The sequence below is a fragment of the Pseudoalteromonas sp. B131b genome, from assembly GCF_037162545.1.
Taxonomy (GTDB): domain Bacteria; phylum Pseudomonadota; class Gammaproteobacteria; order Enterobacterales; family Alteromonadaceae; genus Pseudoalteromonas; species Pseudoalteromonas fuliginea.
On sequence record NZ_JARLUZ010000001.1, the window covers coordinates 1,835,936 to 1,856,021 of the forward strand.

Genomic DNA, 20,086 nt, shown 5'->3' on the forward strand with positions numbered 1-20,086 from the left:
GCCCCTGTAAAAGGGGCAATACAGGGTTTGGAGATATTTCATGGCATTATGGGGCGGACGTTTTTCTACGGGTCCAGATGAGGCGTTTAAGCAATTTAACGACTCTCTTCCCTTCGATTATCAGTTAGCAGAGCAAGATATTATCGGCTCTGTGGCATGGGCTGGCGCACTTGAGCAAGTTAATGTGTTATCGAGTGATGAGCACAAAGAACTCGTTGCAGCATTGTATGAGTTACTTGAAGAAGTAAAAGCTGATCCACTCGCTGTAGCTACATCGGGCGCAGAGGATATTCACTCGCATGTTGAAGCTGCATTAATCGAAAAAGTAGGTGATTTAGCTAAAAAATTACATACAGGCCGAAGCCGTAATGATCAAGTCGCAACAGACTTTAGATTATGGTGCCGTGATACCGCTGAGCATATTTTAAAAGCAATTGAGCAACTTAAAGGCGAGTTTGTATCTTTAGCTGAGCGTGAACTTGGTACTATATTGCCCGGTTATACTCATTTACAGCGAGCACAGCCAGTATTATTTAGCCACTGGTGTATGGCTTACGTAGAAATGCTAGAGCGTGATGAAAGTCGCTTGCAAGACGCGAAAGCGCGCATGAATTTTTGCCCACTAGGAAGTGGTGCATTAGCCGGTACTGCTTACCCAATTGATCGTCAAGCACTTGCGCAAGGTTTGGGTTTTACTGGTGCGACTAAAAATAGTCTTGATGGCGTCTCTGATCGCGATTTTGTTGTAGAGTTATTAAGCTGTGCATCGATTTCGATGATTCACTTATCGCGTATGTCAGAAGATTTAATATTTTATAACTCGGGTGAAGCTGGTTTTATAGAGCTTGCAGATAACGTGACATCGGGCTCATCGCTTATGCCACAGAAAAAGAACCCTGATGCATTAGAACTTATCCGTGGTAAAACGGGTCGTGTATTTGGCGCGTTTAGTGCGATGATGATGACCTTAAAAGCACTCCCTCTTGCTTACAACAAAGACATGCAAGAAGATAAAGAAGGTATATTTGACGCTATGCCAACATGGCTTGCGTGTATTCATATGGCACAAGCTTGTATTAAGGGCGTTAAGGTAAGAGGAGATCGTACACTTGCTGCTGCTAAAGGCGGTCATGCTAATGCAACAGAGCTTGCTGATTATCTCGTCGCAAGAGGCGTACCTTTTAGAGAGGGGCACCACATTGTAGGCGTCCTTGTTCAGCTTGCTATTAGCGAAAATAAAACGCTAGAAGAGCTTTCGCTTGAGCAATACAAATCAGTTAATGATGTTTTTGAAGACGATGTATACCCGGTATTAGAAATTGATGCGTGTATAAAAGCGCGCCAAGCTCTTGGCGGCACATCGATTGAGCAAGTAACTGGTGCAATTAAAGAAGCCAAAAAACAGCAAATAACGGTTCGTGATGCAAATCTAGATGACGTTGAATCTATAGCTAAGCTCATTCAGCATTGGGCTACAGTTGGCGAAAATCTACCTAGAGCTAAAAGTGACATGGTGCATTCTATAAATGAATTTGCGGTCACTGAAATTAACGGTAAGGTATCGGGCTGTGCCTCGCTGTATATATATGATACAGGTCTTGCTGAAATTCGCTCTTTAGGTATTGATCCTCAAAGCGTTGTTACTGGGCAGGGGCGGCAACTCGTTGAGCATTTGTTAATTAAAGCTAAAAAACTGGCGTTGAATAGAGTTATTGTACTAACGCGTGTGCCTGACTTTTTCGAAAAGCAGCGCTTTACCTTTTGCACTAAAGACAGTTTGCCAGAAAAAGTAATGAAAGATTGTGAGCTTTGTCTTCGTAAAGAAAATTGCGATGAAGTTGCTATGGAATTTATTTTAAAGCCAAGTAAAAGTGTGGAGATCCCGTGTAAATACGTGGCTTAAACTCCCTGGATACAAAAAACGTACGGTTATCCCTGTGCGTTTTTTTATATCTAAAACAAACTGGTTTGATCTGTTGCATTTTTAAAGTGTCAAATAAAGTTGGCATACAGGTTGCTTTATTATAGGTGGGTGGCAAAAATGGCTACCTAGATTAAAACAGGTAACATGTTTACCTATATAATAGCGTGATAAAAGTTGCGCAAACTATAATTTTATAAGGATTAATAACATGCAAATTTCAGCGAATAACCAAGTACAAATGCAAGCATATAATAAAACACAACAATTAAAGCCTGCAATGGAACAAACTGCTAGCCCTAAAACCCTGCAATCTGATACAGTAAGCATTTCTCAAGAGGCTATTGCTGCAGCAAGTGGTGATAGCTTACAACGTGGCGGGGGCAGTGTAATGCCTGTCAGACCAAAGTAATAATTTAAGGTTTTAAATGATTCTAACTGAGCTTTTTGGGTTGTTCTCACTGTCTGCTTTTACGATGTGGGGATTTCTGATGACTTTCTTTTTTAATGTGTTTGTATACTCATTAGATTTAAAAAGAGGTACAACTCTTCTGCTCAGTTCATTTATTATGATGATATCTTATACCTTATCTGACTACTTCTATACATGGCTTTCTATTAAAAACTCAATATACTTGGATTGGGCTTTGTATGATATTTCTACTATTTTAGCGTTAATATGCATATATAAAATAACCGAAAAAACAACACCTTCTTTTTTGTATTTAATTGTTGGATTGTCTATAAATTCGATTTTCTTTTTTTGTATGTATTTAGATATGTATATATTCGGAAATATGGAACGATGGTTTTTTTGGGATGTTTATACATACGCAGTTAATTTAATGGACTTAATTATGATAGTCGCATTAATTGTTGATAGAGACTTCCTAGGTCTTCATAAGTTAAAGAACAAAACCCTCAGTTACTTCAAATCAAACGATACCCACAAATTAACCTAGTTTAATATGTACGTTACTGAAGCCTTAACGGATTATGTAGGAGCTTTCTCCCAAAGGGGTCTTTTTAATGGCTTTCTTATGCTGTTTAGCTATTAATATAAATAAGGAAAGTAAGTCTCCTGTTTATTTATCTGCGCTTATGCTCTGCTCATATATTTTTAGTGGCTACATAGATTTATTAGAAAATTTATATTTAAGCTGGGCACTCTACGATTTCATTACAATTTTAGCTTTGTTAACTTTACAGTGCTTCAAAGTACTCCAACGTTCTGTTGCTTTTCACTTAATCATAATTTCGTTAACAATAAATGCTGTACTCACCCTCATAATATATTATGACCTATACGTTTTATATAGCTATGAACCTTGGTGGTATTGGAGTGTTTATTCAATAGGGATCAATACGATAGATATTCTCATGGTGCTCTCACTGATACTCAATAAAAAAATTCTACGGATGCTACATTTTAAAGCATTCAAATTGAATTTAAAAAAGCCTTAGAATAATGGATGAATTTTTGATTAGTCCAATTGTCTCATTGTACATAGGTGCTTTTGTACAATGGTGTTTCTTAATGGCATTTTTATACTCGCTTGCTATAAGCATAAATAAATTAGATAAAACAGCGGTTTGGTTATCGTTGATTATGTTGCTTTCTTATTCACCTAGCCTTTTTATTGATATAGAGAAAATATCATATATTCAACTCTTTTTTTAGATGTGATAACAATTCTTTTCACAGGGCGCGAGCATACTTTGTTAAAAATGTTAACCAAAAGAAGTTCTTCTCTAAAAGCATCATCATAACAAGCTCTTACACACTTACTTCTTATTGACCCCTTGCTTTTCGTATGCTGCTTTATCATGTTCCTAACGACGCGTCTAAATAGTGCCATATGTTGCGCACTTAATGGCTCATGTATTTGACAGGCATCTTCTTTAAATACGACATCCAGTATCCAGTGTTGCTGATTTTCTATCAGCCAATGTTGTCTTATTGCTTTACTTATCAATATATTGTCTGTCAGCGATGTTAGGTAGTAATGTGTGTCAATACTCGTTCTATTACCCTTCGTTCGCTCTCGCTGCACCGCAACGATTGTCCTAACTGATGGCCAGCTCTCTTTAATTTCACTCGGTAATAAACGCGCATCAAGACAATCTATCGTGCGTACTTCTTTTCGCCCATGCCCTGCATCTTGTGTTACATGACTAAGTATCTCTGAGTTTTCAGATTCATACTGGTGTGTAAATGCATCTTGAATCGCGCTATAAAGTTTCTTTTGATTACCCTTTGCTTGCACTAGATAATCTGCATGTCTGCTAATTAGCTGTTTTAGCGTTTCTTTTTGGCAGTGCAAAGCATCAAGTGTAATGACGGTGTTATTGATATCGAGTATTTTCAATAAATCCCGAACTGCCGGTATTTCATTCGTCTTACTGCCAACTGTTTGATGGAATAATGTGAGACCTGCCTCACAATCAAATGCTGAAACGAGGTGTAATTTATCAGCAATGTGTTTACTTGCTCCGCGAATAGTTTTGCCATCGAAGGCAATGACAGGATGCGCTGATTTAACGCGGTTTTGATTGACCCAGCTATACATCGCGAGTAGTAATGAGTCAGTATCAACGGTTCTAAAAATCCGAGCAATACTATGTCGAGTGGGTATGCCATTTTTGAAAGAACGAAATCCTCTTAACCAATTAAGCTTACTTTCGCCATAGACTTCAATATCTTGCCAGTTTTCACACCCTGATGTAACGGCAGTAATAATAAGAAAAAGCACATCAACTAAGTTATGGTGTTGATTTATATGTGAACGATTATCTTTGACGAGTTCTAAATGTGAGAAGAGTGACATAATAAGTGTAAGGTTATGAAATTTATGGTATTAGATCATAAAATTTGTTTATTTACAAAGTGTGATCCCGCCCTGATTCTTTTCATCATTGCTTTTAAATACTTTCTAACTATAAATTTTATATCTCTTTATTTATTATTAGGTCTAACGATAAATGCATTTTTATTTTTTTGTATGCATCTAGATGTATATATTTTTGATAATTACGAGCCTTGGTGGTTTTGGTCATTTTATTCAATTGTTGTTAATTTAGCCGACTTTATGATGGTAGCTATATTTTTTATAAACAAAGATTTTTTAGCTTTAGCTGCAATTAAAAAATGGTTCCACAATAGTATTATGAAAAGGAATAATAGTAGTGGCTGACATACTGTGGGATTTGGTAGCGATTAGAGATTATGTAGGTATCTTTATTACATGGTTCTTTGTAATTGCATTCTTTATAATTTATCAGCAAGCATAAACAGTCCCTATAAAAATACAATGTACCTTTCTGGAATTATGATGATTTCGTACACCTTAAGTACACTATTCGATATGGTTATAGTGCAGGGCGCGAGCATACTTTGTTAAAAATGTTAACCAAAAAGAAGTTCTTCTCTAAAAGCATCATCATAACAAGCTCTTACACACTTACTTCTTATTGACCCCTTGCTTTTCGTATGCTGCTTTATCATGTTCCTAACGACGCGTCTAAATAGTGCCATATGTTGCGCACTTAATGGCTCATTTATTTGACAGGCATCTTCTTTAAATACGACATCCAGTATCCAGTGTTGCTGATTTTCTATCAGCCAATGTTGTCTTATTGCTTTACTTATCAATATATTGTCTGTCAACGATGTTAGGTAGTAATGTGTGTCAATACTCGTTCTATTACCCTTCGTTCGCTCTCGCTGCACCGCAACGATTGTCCTAACTGATGGCCAGCTCTCTTTAATTTCACTCGGTAATAAACGCGCATCAAGACAATCTATCGTGCGTACTTCTTTTCGCCCATGCCCTGCATCTTGTGTTACATGACTAAGTATCTCTGAGTTTTCAGATTCATACTGGTGTGTAAATGCATCTTGAATCGCGCTATAAAGTTTCTTTTGATTACCCTTTGCTTGCACTAGATAATCTGCATGTCTGCTAATTAGCTGTTTTAGCGTTTCTTTTTGGCAGTGCAAAGCATCAAGTGTAATGACGGTGTTATTGATATCGAGTATTTTCAATAAATCCCGAACTGCCGGTATTTCATTCGTCTTACTGCCAACTGTTTGGTGGAATAATGTGAGACCTGCCTCACAATCAAATGCTGAGACGAGGTGTAATTTATCAGCAATGTGTTTACTTGCTCCGCGAATAGTTTTGCCATCGAAGGCAATGACAGGATGCGCTGATTTAACGCGGTTTTGATTGACCCAGCTATACATCGCGAGTAGTAATGAGTCAGTATCAACGGTTCTAAAAATCCGAGCAATACTATGTCGAGTGGGTATGCCATTTTTGAAAGAACGAAATCCTCTTAACCAATTAAGCTTACTTTCGCCATAGACTTCAATATCTTGCCAGTTTTCACACCCTGATGTAACGGCAGTAATAATAAGAAAAAGCACATCAACTAAGTTATGGTGTTGATTTATATGTGAACGATTATCTTTGACGAGTTCTAAATGGGAGAAGAGTGACATAATAAGTTTAAGGTGATTAAATTTATGGTATTAGATCATAAAATTTGTTTATTTACAAAGTGTGATCCCGCCCTGGGTTATAGTGTCTCACTTAAACTATTTTTACTTCGATATTGCAACTCTAATTATTATTTTTACGTTTAGGTACTACAGGCGTGGCCCAATTCCTAACGCATTTTATTATCTTGTGTTTGCTCTGAGTATTAACGCATCTTTATTTTTAGCTATGCATTACGATATAGAGATTTTAGGTACTCTATATTATTGGTGGTTTTGGAACGTTTATGTATTTGGTATGTACTTTACAGATTTGATAATGCCATTAGCGCTTATCTTTAACAAAGATTTTTTAGGTTTAGTTAAGTTTACTAAATTTTTAGCTGAAAAATTTAACAGGTCACGCCATGCCTGACTTTCTATGGAGGCTGGCTGGTTTATACGACTATATAATTATTTTTATTACATGGTCTTTTGTTATTGCTTTTTTATATAATTTGTCTATGAGCATTAACAATTATGACAAAAGCTGCACACAGCTTGCATTCATTATGGTGGTATCTTACACCTCAAGTATTTTTATGGATCCCTTTAGCAACACGCCTCATTTGACCCTTTTCATATTTGATATCGTAACTATATTTTTTCTGATTATATGGCGGAGCTATTTTAGTAAAAGCCTCCCTATAGCCTTTTATTATCTTTTAGTTGGACTTCATAGGTTGGATCTTAAGAAAACTTGAAGTTGAACTCTGTTAATGATCAAATAGTTACGCCAATAAAAACATGACTAAAAACAGAGTTCACATGCAGATTAACCAAGTTTCAAACCAATTAAAAGCCCTTATCTCAGAAAAACACCTCATTGAGCTTGCAAAAACCTCTGGATTTCAAGTTCGACACCGTTGCCTGTCGATCGTTTCTCTGCTCAAAGCCGTATTTAAAAGCTTATCTTGCCTGCAAGACGCTAACTTGTCAGATATCCATCAAAACTTGCGAACGCAGGCTGATTGCACGATAAGTTATAAACCCTTTCATAATCAAATTCGAAAACCAGCCTTGACTGAGCTTGTCCGTGAGCTCGTTATTCAAGCGATGTCTAAATTGACTGTAAACACGCTGGATAAAACCTTTTTTACCCAGCGAGGAATACAGCGAGTGTTATTGCAAGATGGTTCTTCATTTGCTCTACATGATGAATTAGCGCAGGTTTTTGCTGGTCGTTTTACTGCTGTAAGTCCTGCCGCAATTGAGTTGCACGTTACCTATGACCTATTTAATGAACAACCCTGCGAAATAGATATTCGTCCTGATGTTGAAACTGAGCGCGCCTTTTTACCAGGTAGCCACACACTTGAAGATACGTTATTACTTGCTGATGCTGGGTATTTTGACTTAGATTACTTTGAGCAAGTAGCTCAAGATGGCGGATATTTTTTGATCAGAGCAAATAAAAACATTAACCCAATCGTTACATCAGCTTATTGCGCGGGTATAGAACTTAAAGAAAAGAACATTAAAATCAAAACGTTACTCGATAAATTCGCAAGCCAACCACTTGAATTAACAGTACGTTGGAAGAAAAATGGGCCCGAGTACAGGCTTATCTATTTACCGAATGAAAAGCGCCCCGTTTTCCTTGTTACTAATTTAAAAGAGGCACAGTTTAGCTTTGACGAACTACTCGATATATATGCAACTCGTTGGCAAATTGAGTTGTTTTTCAAAGAACTAAAGTCATGGAATAATCTTAAAGGGTTCATCACACGAGATCCTCATATTGCCGAATCATTGGTTTGGCTGAGCATACTGCAAACACTTATCAAGCGTTTTATCTGCCATAGTGCAGCGGGTATGTTTAAGTGTGCGATCTCGACATTTAGAGCGAGTAAGTGCAGTTATCTTTGGTTGGATGATATTCTGGATTGCATAGAACAAACACGGTGCAGCCATAAGATACATCGTGTATTTGAGCTACTAGCGGTAAATTGTAAGCGGCAAAGCATTGAGAAAAACAATGATATTTGCCGTTTTAAGATAGGAAGTCACACGGTCTGTGTTCCTTAAGAACTAAGCTATGAGTTGGACTTAGCTTTAACGCATTTGTTTTTTTTGGAATGCACTACGACAGTATTGTTTTAGGAAATTTAGACTACTGGTGGTTTTGGGCCTTGTATGTAATAGGGCAAATAATTTCTGATTTAACAATGCTTTTAGCTCTCCTAATTAATAAAGACTTTTTAGGTTTGGTTGCATTAAAACGTTATTTATTTGGCAGTACAAAAAGCATTCATAAAAAGGTTGAATAGAATGGAGGATCTATTTTGGCAATTAATGAATATTTTGGAATACTTATTACATGGCTTTTTGTTATTGCTTTTTTGTTCACTCTATCAATTGCTATTAATAAGCAAGATAAAAGCCGAGTTCACCTCTGCTTTATTATGATGGCTTCGTACACATCTAGTTTATTTGTGGACATAACTACTGCAGCTCCACATTTAAAGTTGTTTATATTTGATGTACTAACAATTGCCGCTATTCTTATGTGGCGTATTTTTTAGGACGTAAAATACCGTACGGATTTTATTATCTTATTGTAGGGCTTTGTATCAATGCCTCACTGTTTATGGGCATGTATATTGATAATACTCTTTATGGCAATTGGGACTTTTGGTGGCTGTGGATGCTGTATGGTTTCTTTATGCCTGTTATTGATATTACGATGGCACTAATATTAATTATCAATAAAGACTTACTGAAGCTGGTTTGGTTAATTAAAAAATTAAAGACATCATCTATATCAAAGCTAAATTAGCGCATACGAGTTATGCGCTAACGCAGTAAATTACTATTGGGCACCACAGCCCAATTTAGTTTTTAGCGCTTTGACAATTACAGGGTCCACAAACTCGCTTACATCACCATTGTGACGTGCTACTTCTTTAACGAGTGTTGATGAAATAAATGAATTTCGCTCTGCGGGCGTTAAAAATACACTTTCTAAATCGGGGTTTAGGCGACGGTTCATATTTGCGAGCTGAAATTCATAATCGAAATCAGATACAGCCCTAATACCACGAATAAGCACATTAGCATTATGATCGCGCGCAAGGTCAGCCAGCAAGCCTGAAAATCCGATAACTTTGACATTACCCAAATGACTCAAAATGGTATTAGCAAGTTCAACACGTTCTTCTAGGGTAAAGCAGGGTTTTTTACTTGGGTTGTGGGCAACAGCAACTAATACGGTATCAAACATTTTTGCAGCACGATGAATCAAGTCTGTGTGCCCATTGGTAAGCGGATCAAAAGTGCCTGGGTAAATTGCAGTAACGTTCATAATATTCACTATTTATTATTTTAGCGTTAGTTTAACAGTGTTTAGGGCACAAATCAGCTTTGCCCAAATAGATTATTTATTCAGTTCCTAATGATGGTTAAGGAGTAAGTGTGTTTTAATCGATAATATTTGTTTATACTGCGTGGTCTATTTTTAGTGTAATGTAGTGCATAAGATAATTAGAGTATTAGCGTATGAATACCAAGGATAAAATAATACACACCAGTATTTCGTTATTTAATGAGCAAGGTGAGCGTGCAATATCAACCAATCATATAGCGTCGCATTTAGGGATGAGCCCCGGTAATCTTTACTACCATTTTAAAAATAAAGAAGACATTATTCGTCATATATTTGCGTTATATCGCGATCATTTAAGTACGCAATTTAAACCTATCAACAAAAATGACGATGCATTTAACCACTTAACAGCTTATTTAGATTCGTTGTTTGAATTGATGTGGCGCTATCATTTTTTTACGACAACCTCGGCGATATACTCGCCAGAGACGCTGATTTGAAGCAAGCTTACATTGATTTCCAACTCGAATTATTAGAACAAGTGCGAAAAATTATACTGGGGCTTCGCGACAGTGAAATGATTGCAATTGATGAGCAAGATGTCATTGATTTAGCCCATACGCTTAAGTTAACGGTTAGCTTTTGGACGCCTTATATTAAAGCGCGTAGGCCAAGCGGTACCCTTGCTGAGCAAGATATATATCACGGTATTTTAAAAGTACTCACATTGTTTAGAGCGTATAGTACTGATAAAAGTATCGATAAAATGAACCTGCTACGCAAAAAATACACTGAATTAGCACAACACGCGCAAACTGTTGCCTAATCGCTAGTCATTGGCTGTTTCCTAGACGCTGAATTTTTTGCTATAATCGCGCGCCAAATGCCTGGGAGCGCGAATTCCCGCAGTCTAAGAGTGAACTATGCTTAAATTTATCGTCAAACTACATCCTGAAATAGCCATTAAAAGCCGTTCAGTCCGTAAACGCTTTACTAAAGTGTTAGAAAATAACATTAAAATTGTATTGCGCCGTGTTGACGAAAAAGTACAAGTTAGAAATAACTGGGATAATATTTCAGTTGTTACAAAGCTTGAAGATGCGCAAGTTCGTTTAGATTTTATCGATAGCCTTAAACGCATACCTGGCATCGTTCAATTTATTGAAGTAACCGAAACACAATTCGAAACTCTTGACGATATTTACCAAAAAACAATAGCGTTAGTTGGGCATACAATTATAGGTAAAACCTTTTGTGTTCGTGCTAAGCGTATAGGTCAACATGACTTTACCTCAACTGATTTAGAGCGTTATGTTGGTGGTGGATTGAATCAACATATTGAAGGCGCAAGCGTTAAACTTAGCCGTCCAGAAGTAACAATACGTTTAGAAGTAAAAGACGACAAAGCTTACATTGTTTCGCAAACGCATTTTGGTATGGCTGGTTTTCCGCTGCCAACTCAAGAAGATGTGTTGTCGCTTATGTCAGGTGGTTTTGACTCTGGCGTAGCAAGTTATCAAATGATTCGTAAAGGTGCACGTACACACTTTTTATTCTTTAATCTAGGTGGCGCAGCGCACGAAATTGGTGTTAAGCAAGCAAGTTACTACTTATGGAAAAAATACAGCTCTACACATAAAGTTAAATTTGTAACGGTTGATTTTGAACCTGTTGTTGCTGAAATTTTAGAAAACGTTGAAAACAGCCAAATGGGTGTTGTACTTAAACGTATGATGATGCGCGCAGGGAGTGTAGTTGCCGACAAGTTAAACATTCAGGCACTTGTCACTGGTGAAAGTATTGGCCAAGTATCTAGTCAAACATTAGCGAATTTAAGCGTGATTGACCGTGTTACTGAAACGCTTATTTTACGTCCGCTCATTCAACACGATAAGCAAGAAATTATTAATATTGCTCGCCAAATTGGTACGGCTGAAATGGCAGAAACAATGCCTGAATACTGTGGTGTTATTTCTAAAAAGCCAACGGTTAAAGCCAAAATAGACGTTATTCTTGGTGAAGAAGAAAAGTTCGACTTTGATGTACTTGATACCGTTGTAAACAACGCACGTATAATGGATGTGCGTGATATTGACGTTGAAGCCAAACAAGAACTTAAAGAAGCGGAATCGGTTGCTGATTTACCTGTAGGCTCTGTGGTAGTTGATATTCGCTCACCAGAAGAAGAAGAAGCTGCACCGCTAGAAATCGACGGTGTTGAAGTGGTGCATTTACCGTTCTTTCGTCTGGCGACTAAGTTTGGTGATTTACCAAAAGACACCGACTACTATTTATATTGTGACAGAGGCGTAATGAGTCAACTACAGGCACTTATGCTGCACGAACAGGGCTTCGAAACTGTAAAAGTTTATCGCCCGTAAAGTTAAAAGCTTATGTAAGCGTGGTTTATACCACGCTTTTTTTGCCTGAATTTTGACAAATAACTCATCGTTGTAAGGTGTTTTAATGTTGTGGAGTTTACCTTGCTGGCTAATATAGCCGCATATAGCTGAGATTTCAGTTTCTCTGTTATACGTTAGATCTTGCTGCATTGATGAGTAATTATCTGCGGTTAACTCCATTATTTTATAAGCGGTATTGAGTGCTTTAATTAATGGAATATTAAGCCCTTGAGCCTTTGCAATATTACATGCTTCAGTGAGTGCATTAAAAATTATTGTGTTGTACTTAGGTGCACGTAATTCGCCATTTCTTACATTACTTAAAGCGCTTAATGGGTTAATGGCAATATTTACGAGTAGTTTTTCAAAACGAAGCTGCTGAATGTTATTAGTAAATGTTAGGTTGGGTATTACTTTAAAAATATCAGCTATTGGCGCACTATTTTGAAGTGCTAGCTCATTACAGCCACCAATAACGCTTTGTCCTTCACCAGTGTGTTGCACAATATATTGGTTTGATTTAAAGCCCGCTATGCTTGTCGTTAAAAAGTAGAGTGCTTGATGGGTGTTTAGTTGGCTATTTACCTCATCAACATTACCCATTCCGTTATGCGAAAGTACAATAGAGCAATGAATTGGTAAAAATGGCTTTATTTGTGAAAACGCATCAAGTACTTGAAAAGCTTTAACAGTAAATAAAACAACATCAAATTCAGCCGCTTTATTTAGCTGATTTAATGAAATAAATTGAGCGTCAATTTTTTTAGAGGTCCCCTTACCTCGACTATAAAAGCGGGTATTTGTTGGGCTTTTACGAGTTAAAACACTGACATTATGCGATGCGCTTAAAAAGTGGCTAAGTAATAAGCCAATAGCGCCATCGCCAACGATTAAAATATTAGCCATATGGGTTCTTTTTTCGAGATGTAAAAATTACTCTAAGTAAAAAGTAGCTTGCAGCACCTGCAAAATCAGCAAAAAAATCACCGAGTGATGCCTGCCTATACGGGAGTGCGTCTTGCATTATTTCTATAGATGCGCCATAGCCTGCCAATAAAAGTATTTGCGCATATAAAGGAAGTTTAAACGCTTTATCCATTATTATGGCTAGTATAAAAAAATCCCAAAATGAGCGACTTTATCAACATGAGGGAATAAATTTACAACGCCACCTTTTATTTCTTTAGCAAATAAAAGGGTAAAAGCCACAATGCTAATTAAAAAAATTGCTTGGTAAACACGCCTTGTCACGACAAATCCTAAAATCGCTTAAAAAAGAGACCGCAGTATATCAAACTAATTTAGTATCGCACCTGAACAAGATGCAGAAAAATGTAAAGAATTATAATTTTAGCGTTATAATTGCCACATAAAATTAAGATTAAATAGTTAGGAGAAACCTATGCCTTCATTTGATATTGTATCTGAAGTAGAAATGAACGAAGCTAAAAATGCGGTTGATAACGCCAACCGTGAGCTAGAGACCCGTTTTGATTTTAGAGGTGTTGATGCATCTATTGAATTAAATGACAAAACAATTAAATTAAAAGCTGAAGCTGATTCTCAAGTTATGCAATTGTTTGATATTTTGGCAAACAAAATCTCTAAGCGTGGTATGGATGTATCAAGCTTAGAGCTTCAAGATATTACTCGTGCAGGTAAAAATGTATTTCGTAACGTTGGCTTAAAGCAAGGTATCGAAAAAGACATGGCTAAAAAAGTAGTTAAGGCCATTAAAGACTCTAAAGTTAAAGTTCAAGCCGCTATTCAAGGCGAAGAAGTACGCGTTACTGGTAAAAAGCGTGACGATCTTCAAGAGGCTATGCAAGTAGTGCGTAGCGCTGAGCTAGGTCAGCCTTTTCAGTTTAAAAACTTTCGCGACTAAAGTACACCAGTTAGAACCTAGCTAACGAGTGTGTAAAATGTATTAATAAAAGCTAAGCAGCAATGTTTGGCTTTTTTTGTGAGGTTATTTTTCGTATTTATCATAGATGAATCTATCTTTAGCTGTATAGACGTCCATTGACATTTATAAACAAAATACCCACAATAGCGGCATATTTTCAAGGTGCTTGCTAGCCACTTCATGTAATGATTTTTTTAGCAGGATAATCGGGAAGTTGGTGAGTTTTCATGATGACTACAAGCCCAACACTGCCCCCGCAACGGTAAAGTATTGCAGTTTTTATATGCTTACTGAGTCCGGAGACCGGCCTTGATGCAATCTTACTTACTTAAATCTTTGCGGTGGGCAAAGGTAGGGGACCTCATGTTAAACAAAACAACTCTAGGCGTTGCAATTTCTGCTGTGCTTTCATTTTCTGTGTCTGGTGCAGAGCAATCAATTGAAAAAATAACCGTTACAGCTAATAAGTTTGAGCAATCAATTAACGACGTTTTAGCGAGTGTAAATGTTATTGAACGTGCTGAAATAGAAGCAAGTAATGTACGCGATTTACCTACACTTTTAAGCACGCGAGTGGGTTTTCAGGTTAATCCAAACGGTGGTTTTGGTCAAAATACAGGTGTGTCACTTCGTGGTACGGGCTCTGGCGATACGTTGATTTTAATTGACGGTGTACGTACAGGCTCAGCAACACTTGGTCAAAAAGCACTAAATAATGTTCCTCTAAATAGTATTGAACGCATAGAAATTATTAAAGGCTCTCGCGCGGCTGTTTATGGCTCTGATGCACTCGCTGGTGTTATTAATATTATTACGCGTGAGTCAGATAACTTATCCCTAAGCGCTACATTTGGTTCTGACTCTTATCAAAATTATCAAGTGGCAGGCTCTGTAAAATCAGATGATATAACAACAGCATTTAACGCAGGCTTTGAAAAAACAGATAACTTTGATGCACTGCAAGGCGTAGCACCAGATGAAGATGGCTATGAAAATAAAAACCTTGGTTTTAAAGTAAATTACACCGATGCACATTTCGGCGACTTTAAGTTATTAGGCCAATACAGTGAAGGCTATGCAGATTACGACAGTCGCTTTAGTCCAGCCACAAGTACTATAGAAACAGGTGATTTTAAAAACTATCAGCTTTCTGCAGGTTGGAGTAAAAACTACACTAACCAAACGCATAGTATTGATTTAGCGCTTTCAACAGATGATTCTCACGATACCTCAGCATTTGGTGTAAATGATTTTATAACGAAACGTGTGCAATTTGATTATAACGGTCAATATATATTATCTGAAAAGCTTAATATTAGCGGTGGTGTTAACTGGTACAACGATGATGTATCGCACAGTTCAACGCAGTATGATATGCAAGAGCGTGATGTATTAGCAGTATTTGTTGGGGCTTATTACAATGCTGAAAAAGTGTTAGCTAATTTAACAATTCGCCAAGACGATGATGAACAATTTGGCGACGAAACAACATATACAGCTGCTGCGGGTTATCATTTATCTGAAGACGCCACGTTCCGCATAAGCCAAAGCACTGGTTTTAAAGCACCTACATTTAACGATTTATACTTTCCGGCTTTCCCTGGTTTTCCACCTTCATCTAATCCTGATTTAGAGCCTGAGAAATCATTAAATCAAGAGATTGGGTTAAATGTAGATTTTGATATAGCAAGTATTGACGTTGCTATTTTTAGAAATGATATTGAAGATAAGATATCTTTAGATTCTAACTTTTTTCCTATCAACTTAAATGAAGCACGCTACGAAGGGGTTGAATTTAGCTTATCTCAGCAGTTTTTTGGTTTTGATAGCAACCTTAACTTTGCTTACTTAAGCGCTGAAGACGAAGAAACGGGCGCAGAGTTGCGTAATGTTGCTAAACGTACTTTTAACTGGGAACTTGCAAAACAGTTTGGTGCGTTTGACGCAAGCTTAGACATGCAATACCGTAGCGACCGACAAGGTGCTGTGACTCGCTTAGGCTCTTATACACTTTGGAACTTGGCGGGTAATTATCAAGTAAATGAACATATTGAAGTTTCGCTTCGTGTAGAAAACTTATTTGATAAAGAGTATAACGCTGTTGATTCAAACGCTGATTTTACAACGGGTGAAGTGTATTACTACAACACGCCAGAGCGTCGCTTTTTTGCAGGCGCAAGCTACCAGTTTTAACGGTATTTATTAATATTAAAAAGCCCGACATATGTCGGGCTTTTTAATGTTTAGCTAAGTTTAACTACTAAAATTAGCTAGTCAGCTAAGAACTCTTTAAATACGGTTTCAAACTTATGTAATTTAGGTGCTATTAAAATACTACAGTAACCCTGCTGTGGATTTTCGTTATAGTAATCTTGGTGATAATGCTCTGCTGGGTAATACGTAGTGGCAGGGCTGACTTCTGTCACAATTGGCTCAGCAACATGGCTTTGCAGTTGAGCTATCATTTCGTTGGTTTGCTTAAGTTGAGCTTCATCGTGATAGTAAACCACACTTCTATATTGTGTGCCTATATCGTTACCTTGGCGATTCAATTGTGTTGCATCATGCAGTATGAAAAACATTGCTAAGAGTGTTTCAAAGCTAACTACAGTCGCGTCAAATTCAATTTTAACAACCTCAGCGTGACCGGTTGTGCCTGAGCATACAGAATCATATGTTGGGTTATTTGTTTCACCGCCGGTGTAGCCAGAGCTTACGGTTAGTACGCCATTTACACGTCTAAATGCAGCATCTATACACCAAAAACAGCCGCCACCAAATGTTGCTACTTGCTTTGTTGAGCTCATAAGTATTCCTAAAATGTATATGGGGTTTTAAAAGCGAGCATAAATTGTATGCGCCGCAACAACAAGGTTACGGCGCAATTAAGAGGCTAGATCTCTTCGAAAGGTTTTTCAGCAGCTTGTTTGTCTAATTTTTGCTGTAAAAACTCAGGTGATTGAGTGTTACGTGCAAGTGCATAATATGCAGCAGGTACAACAAAAAGAGTTAGTAGGGTCGATACAATAACCCCAGTAAACACGACTACACCTATCACCATACGGCTTTCAGCGCCCGGACCTGAAGCAAGTACTAAAGGTACCGAACTCATAACCGTAGTCAGCGAGGTCATAATAATAGGGCGCAAACGCTGAGTTGCTGCTTGCAAAATAGCTTCACTAAATTCAACGCCTTTATCGCGCAGTTGGTTAGTAAATTCTACAATCAAAATACCGTTTTTAGCACTTAGCCCTATGAGCATGACAATACCTATTTGACTGTAAATATTTAAAGTAAGTCCTGTAGCCCAAAGTCCGAACATAGCGCCCATTAAACCAAGTGGTACGGTAAGCATAATGACGAACGGATGCATAAAGCTTTCAAACTGCGCTGCCAGTACTAAAAAGGTAACGGTGAGTGCAAGTATAAATACGTAGGTCATCGCTGATGCGCCTTCGTAATAAAGCTGCGACTCGCCTTTGTAATCTACGGCGCCATCTATATCGTTTTCTTGCGCGGCTACTTCGTTTAAAAAGTTAAGCGCTTGCTCAAGCGTATAACCGTCGGCTAAGTTGGCACTTAATGTAATTGCGCGCATACGGTTATATCGGTTTAAGCGCGATGCGGTTGCTTCTTCTTTTAAGCTGATAAGGCTATCAAGTGGGACTAGTTCACCGCTTCGTGATTTAAGGTATATATTTGAAATGTCAGTAGGGTTAGTAAAGTCTTCTTTAGTCCCTTTTAAAATTACATCGTATTCTTCACCGCGGTCAATAAAGGTTGTAACACGGCGCTGGCCAAGCATTGTTTCTAGTGTACGGCCTACATCAGATACCGAAACGCCTAAATCAGCAGCCTTGTTTTTATCTATGCTGACTAAAAACTGCGGGAAGGTTTCTTTATAATCATGATCGATTCTTACTAAACCTGGGTTTTGTTCGGCACGCTTAATTATACGGTCACGCCAGTCGGCAAGTTGAGCGTAATCATTACCTTGCAATACAAACTCAATTGGACGAGATGAGCCACCACCGCCAATACCACGGCGCATAATGGCAAACGCACGTACATCGGTAACTTCTTGCATTTTACCGCTTATTTCGTCCATTACTTCCCATGTTGAGCGTTTGCGCTTATCCCAATCGGCCATACCAACAATCGCAACACCGCCGCTGCCACCCCAGCCAGGCACTCGAACAAGTACACGACTTAGCTCACCCGCTTGCGAGTAAGGCATTAAGCGTTCTTCAATTTTAGCCATATTAGCAGCATTATTTTCGTAACTTGCGCCCTCAGGGCCGCTCATCATAATAAAGAACGTGCCACGGTCTTCTTTTGGCGTTAGTTCAGAAGGAACTTGTAAAAACAACGAGTAACTAACAAAGCCAGCTAATAATAAGCTCACCATTAAGCCCCATTTACGGGTTATGTTAGTGGAGAGTGAATTACGGTAACTTACTTCAATTTTAGTAAACTGGCGGTCCATCCATTGGCTAAATTTATTTGGTTTGTCTGATACTTTAAGTACTTTAGAACACAAGGCTGGTGCAAGTGTAAGCGCTGTAACACTTGAGAAAAATACGGCAGCACTTACCGCCATTGCAAACTCAGTAAATAACGCCCCTATACGGCCATCCATAAACACCAATGGCACAAAAACAGATATTAGTACAAGCGTGGTTGCTACTATGGCAAAACCAACTTCACGCGCGCCTCTAAATGCAGCTAGCAACGGCGGCTCACCCAGCTCAATACGACGGTGAATGTTTTCAAGCATTACAATGGCATCATCTACTACCAAACCAATAGCCAGTACTAAGGCAAGTAAAGTGAGTAAGTTGATTGAGTAGCCCATTGCTAATAAAAACATAAAGCTACCAACAAGTGCAACCGGTACGGTAACAGCTGGAATAAGCGTTGCTCGTATATTGCCTAAAAACAAAAATATAACGAGTACGACTAAACCCATAGAGATGGCAAGTGTGCTGTAAACTTCACTAATTGATTCTTTAATAAATACAGACGAATCGTAGCTGTCTTGAATTGTTGTACCTTCAGGTAGGTTACGTTTTATTTTTTCAAGTTCACTGCGTGCGTTATCTACTACGGTAAGCGTGTTTGCTTTAGCTTGTTTTACAATGCCTAGGCCAATCATGTTGCGCCCGTTACCACGAAATAAGCTTTCGTCATCGGCAGCTTCTAATTTTACATCGGCAACTTCACCTAAACGCACTAAATAACCTTCTTCACCTCGTTTAATAACAAGGTTTTTAAAATCGCGCTGATCTTTATAACTACGTGCGGTGCGCACGGTAAAGTCGCGATCTATTGATTCTATTTCGCCGGCGGGTAATTCAACGTTTTCTGTACGCAGTGTATTTTCAATATCGCTTGAGGTAATACCGCGTGCAGCCATTGCTTGGCGGTTTAACCAAATTTTCATGGCGTATTGGCGCTCACCACCAATACGTACATTAGATACACCGTCTACAACGGCTAAGCGATCAACAATAAATCGCTGTGCGTAATCAGAGAGCTGTAACGAGTCCATTGTTTCGCTGTTTAATACAAACCAGGCGATTGGGCTTTCATCACTATTTGATTTAGACACTTCTGGTGGGCGTACCTGATCAGGCAAGCTATCAAGTGCACGTGCTACACGTTCACGTACATCGTTAGATGCAGCATCTATGTCGCGGTTAATATCAAACTCAATGGTAATGTTTGAACGCCCATTACGACTTGATGAGTTAATACTTTTAATACCTTCAATACCCGAAATACGGTTTTCTATTATTTGCGTTATTTTGGTTTCTATAATTTTGGCAGAAGCACCAGTGTATTCAGTGCTGATATTTACAATCGGTGTTTCAATATCAGGGTATTCACGAAGCGGTAACATCGTAAATGCAACCAGACCAAAAGTAAGAAGCAGTAAATTAATTACAATGGCAAAAACGGGGCGTTTAACGCTAGTATCAGTAATTTTCAC

12 protein-coding genes, 4 pseudogenes and 1 riboswitch are annotated in these 20,086 nt (G+C 38.1%); of the genes and pseudogenes, 9 read left to right on the top strand and 7 right to left on the bottom strand.

Annotation, left to right across the window (positions count from 1 at the left end; translation table 11 throughout):
- Positions 1–40: 40 nt before the first annotated feature.
- The 3 genes from argH (at position 41) to P4S65_RS08335 (ending at position 2,883) form a co-directional block, all read left to right on the top strand.
- The gene (gene argH / locus P4S65_RS08325) at positions 41–1,903 is read left to right on the top strand and encodes an argininosuccinate lyase (protein WP_337119943.1); all 1,863 of its coding nucleotides are present in this window, start codon (positions 41–43) and stop codon (positions 1,901–1,903) included.
- A gap of 229 nt (positions 1,904–2,132) precedes the next feature.
- Positions 2,133–2,333: a hypothetical protein gene (locus tag P4S65_RS08330; protein ID WP_096792599.1), complete on the top strand. Its 201-nt coding sequence runs from the start codon at positions 2,133–2,135 to the stop codon at positions 2,331–2,333.
- 16 nt (positions 2,334–2,349) lie between these two features.
- Positions 2,350–2,883, top strand: a complete 534-nt coding sequence (locus P4S65_RS08335; RefSeq protein WP_033015339.1) for a hypothetical protein — start codon at positions 2,350–2,352, stop codon at positions 2,881–2,883.
- A 777-nt stretch (positions 2,884–3,660) separates the two neighbouring features.
- On the opposite strand, the pseudogene P4S65_RS08340 reads toward P4S65_RS08335, so the two are convergent.
- Both P4S65_RS08340 and P4S65_RS08345 read right to left on the bottom strand, forming a co-directional pair.
- Positions 3,661–4,749, bottom strand: a pseudogene (locus tag P4S65_RS08340) (ISAs1-like element ISPsesp1 family transposase); the annotation flags it as partial.
- A 578-nt stretch (positions 4,750–5,327) separates the two neighbouring features.
- Complete coding sequence (locus P4S65_RS08345; protein ID WP_096792602.1) at positions 5,328–6,425, bottom strand: ISAs1-like element ISPsesp1 family transposase; 1,098 nt, start codon at positions 6,423–6,425, stop codon at positions 5,328–5,330.
- A gap of 804 nt (positions 6,426–7,229) precedes the next feature.
- Here P4S65_RS08345 and P4S65_RS08350 point away from each other — a divergent pair.
- Together P4S65_RS08350 and P4S65_RS21895 are read left to right on the top strand one after the other, a co-directional pair.
- Entirely contained in the window at positions 7,230–8,489 is a 1,260-nt protein-coding gene (locus P4S65_RS08350) for an IS4 family transposase (protein WP_337119945.1), read from the top strand.
- Between the two features lie 254 nt (positions 8,490–8,743).
- Positions 8,744–9,240 (top strand): annotated as a pseudogene (locus P4S65_RS21895) (hypothetical protein).
- Positions 9,241–9,273: 33 nt separating this feature from the next.
- Here the strand turns inward: P4S65_RS21895 and coaD are convergent.
- Positions 9,274–9,765, bottom strand: a complete 492-nt coding sequence (gene coaD, locus P4S65_RS08365) for a pantetheine-phosphate adenylyltransferase (RefSeq protein ID WP_007377838.1) — start codon at positions 9,763–9,765, stop codon at positions 9,274–9,276.
- 194 nt (positions 9,766–9,959) lie between these two features.
- On the opposite strand from coaD, the pseudogene P4S65_RS08370 reads away from it, so the two are divergent.
- Both P4S65_RS08370 and thiI read left to right on the top strand, forming a co-directional pair.
- Positions 9,960–10,612 (top strand): annotated as a pseudogene (locus P4S65_RS08370) (TetR/AcrR family transcriptional regulator).
- Between the two features lie 97 nt (positions 10,613–10,709).
- Complete coding sequence (gene thiI / locus P4S65_RS08375) at positions 10,710–12,167, top strand: tRNA uracil 4-sulfurtransferase ThiI (RefSeq protein WP_008134855.1); 1,458 nt, start codon at positions 10,710–10,712, stop codon at positions 12,165–12,167.
- On the opposite strand, the gene P4S65_RS08380 is transcribed toward thiI, so the two are convergent.
- Positions 12,108–13,094, bottom strand: a complete 987-nt coding sequence (locus P4S65_RS08380; protein WP_337119947.1) for a ketopantoate reductase family protein — start codon at positions 13,092–13,094, stop codon at positions 12,108–12,110. The genes thiI and P4S65_RS08380 overlap by 60 nt on opposite strands.
- Positions 13,087–13,439: pseudogene (locus P4S65_RS08385) on the bottom strand (VanZ family protein). Before P4S65_RS08385 ends, P4S65_RS08380 begins: the two are co-directional and overlap by 8 nt.
- 151 nt (positions 13,440–13,590) lie before the next feature.
- Between P4S65_RS08385 and P4S65_RS08390 the strand changes: the two are divergent.
- Both P4S65_RS08390 and P4S65_RS08395 read left to right on the top strand, forming a co-directional pair.
- A complete protein-coding gene (locus P4S65_RS08390; protein WP_007377833.1) occupies positions 13,591–14,073 on the top strand; it encodes a YajQ family cyclic di-GMP-binding protein in 483 nt (160 codons plus the stop codon).
- A gap of 164 nt (positions 14,074–14,237) precedes the next feature.
- Positions 14,238–14,420, top strand: a riboswitch (cobalamin riboswitch).
- A gap of 37 nt (positions 14,421–14,457) precedes the next feature.
- Positions 14,458–16,287, top strand: coding sequence for a TonB-dependent receptor domain-containing protein (locus P4S65_RS08395; protein WP_337119948.1), 1,830 nt, complete (start codon positions 14,458–14,460; stop codon positions 16,285–16,287).
- Positions 16,288–16,364: 77 nt separating this feature from the next.
- Here P4S65_RS08395 and msrA read toward each other — a convergent pair whose 3' ends face one another.
- The gene (gene msrA, locus P4S65_RS08400) at positions 16,365–16,901 is read right to left on the bottom strand and encodes a peptide-methionine (S)-S-oxide reductase MsrA (RefSeq protein WP_337119949.1); all 537 of its coding nucleotides are present in this window, start codon (positions 16,899–16,901) and stop codon (positions 16,365–16,367) included.
- An 86-nt stretch (positions 16,902–16,987) separates the two neighbouring features.
- The gene (locus P4S65_RS08405) at positions 16,988–20,086 is read right to left on the bottom strand and encodes an efflux RND transporter permease subunit (protein ID WP_337119951.1); all 3,099 of its coding nucleotides are present in this window, start codon (positions 20,084–20,086) and stop codon (positions 16,988–16,990) included.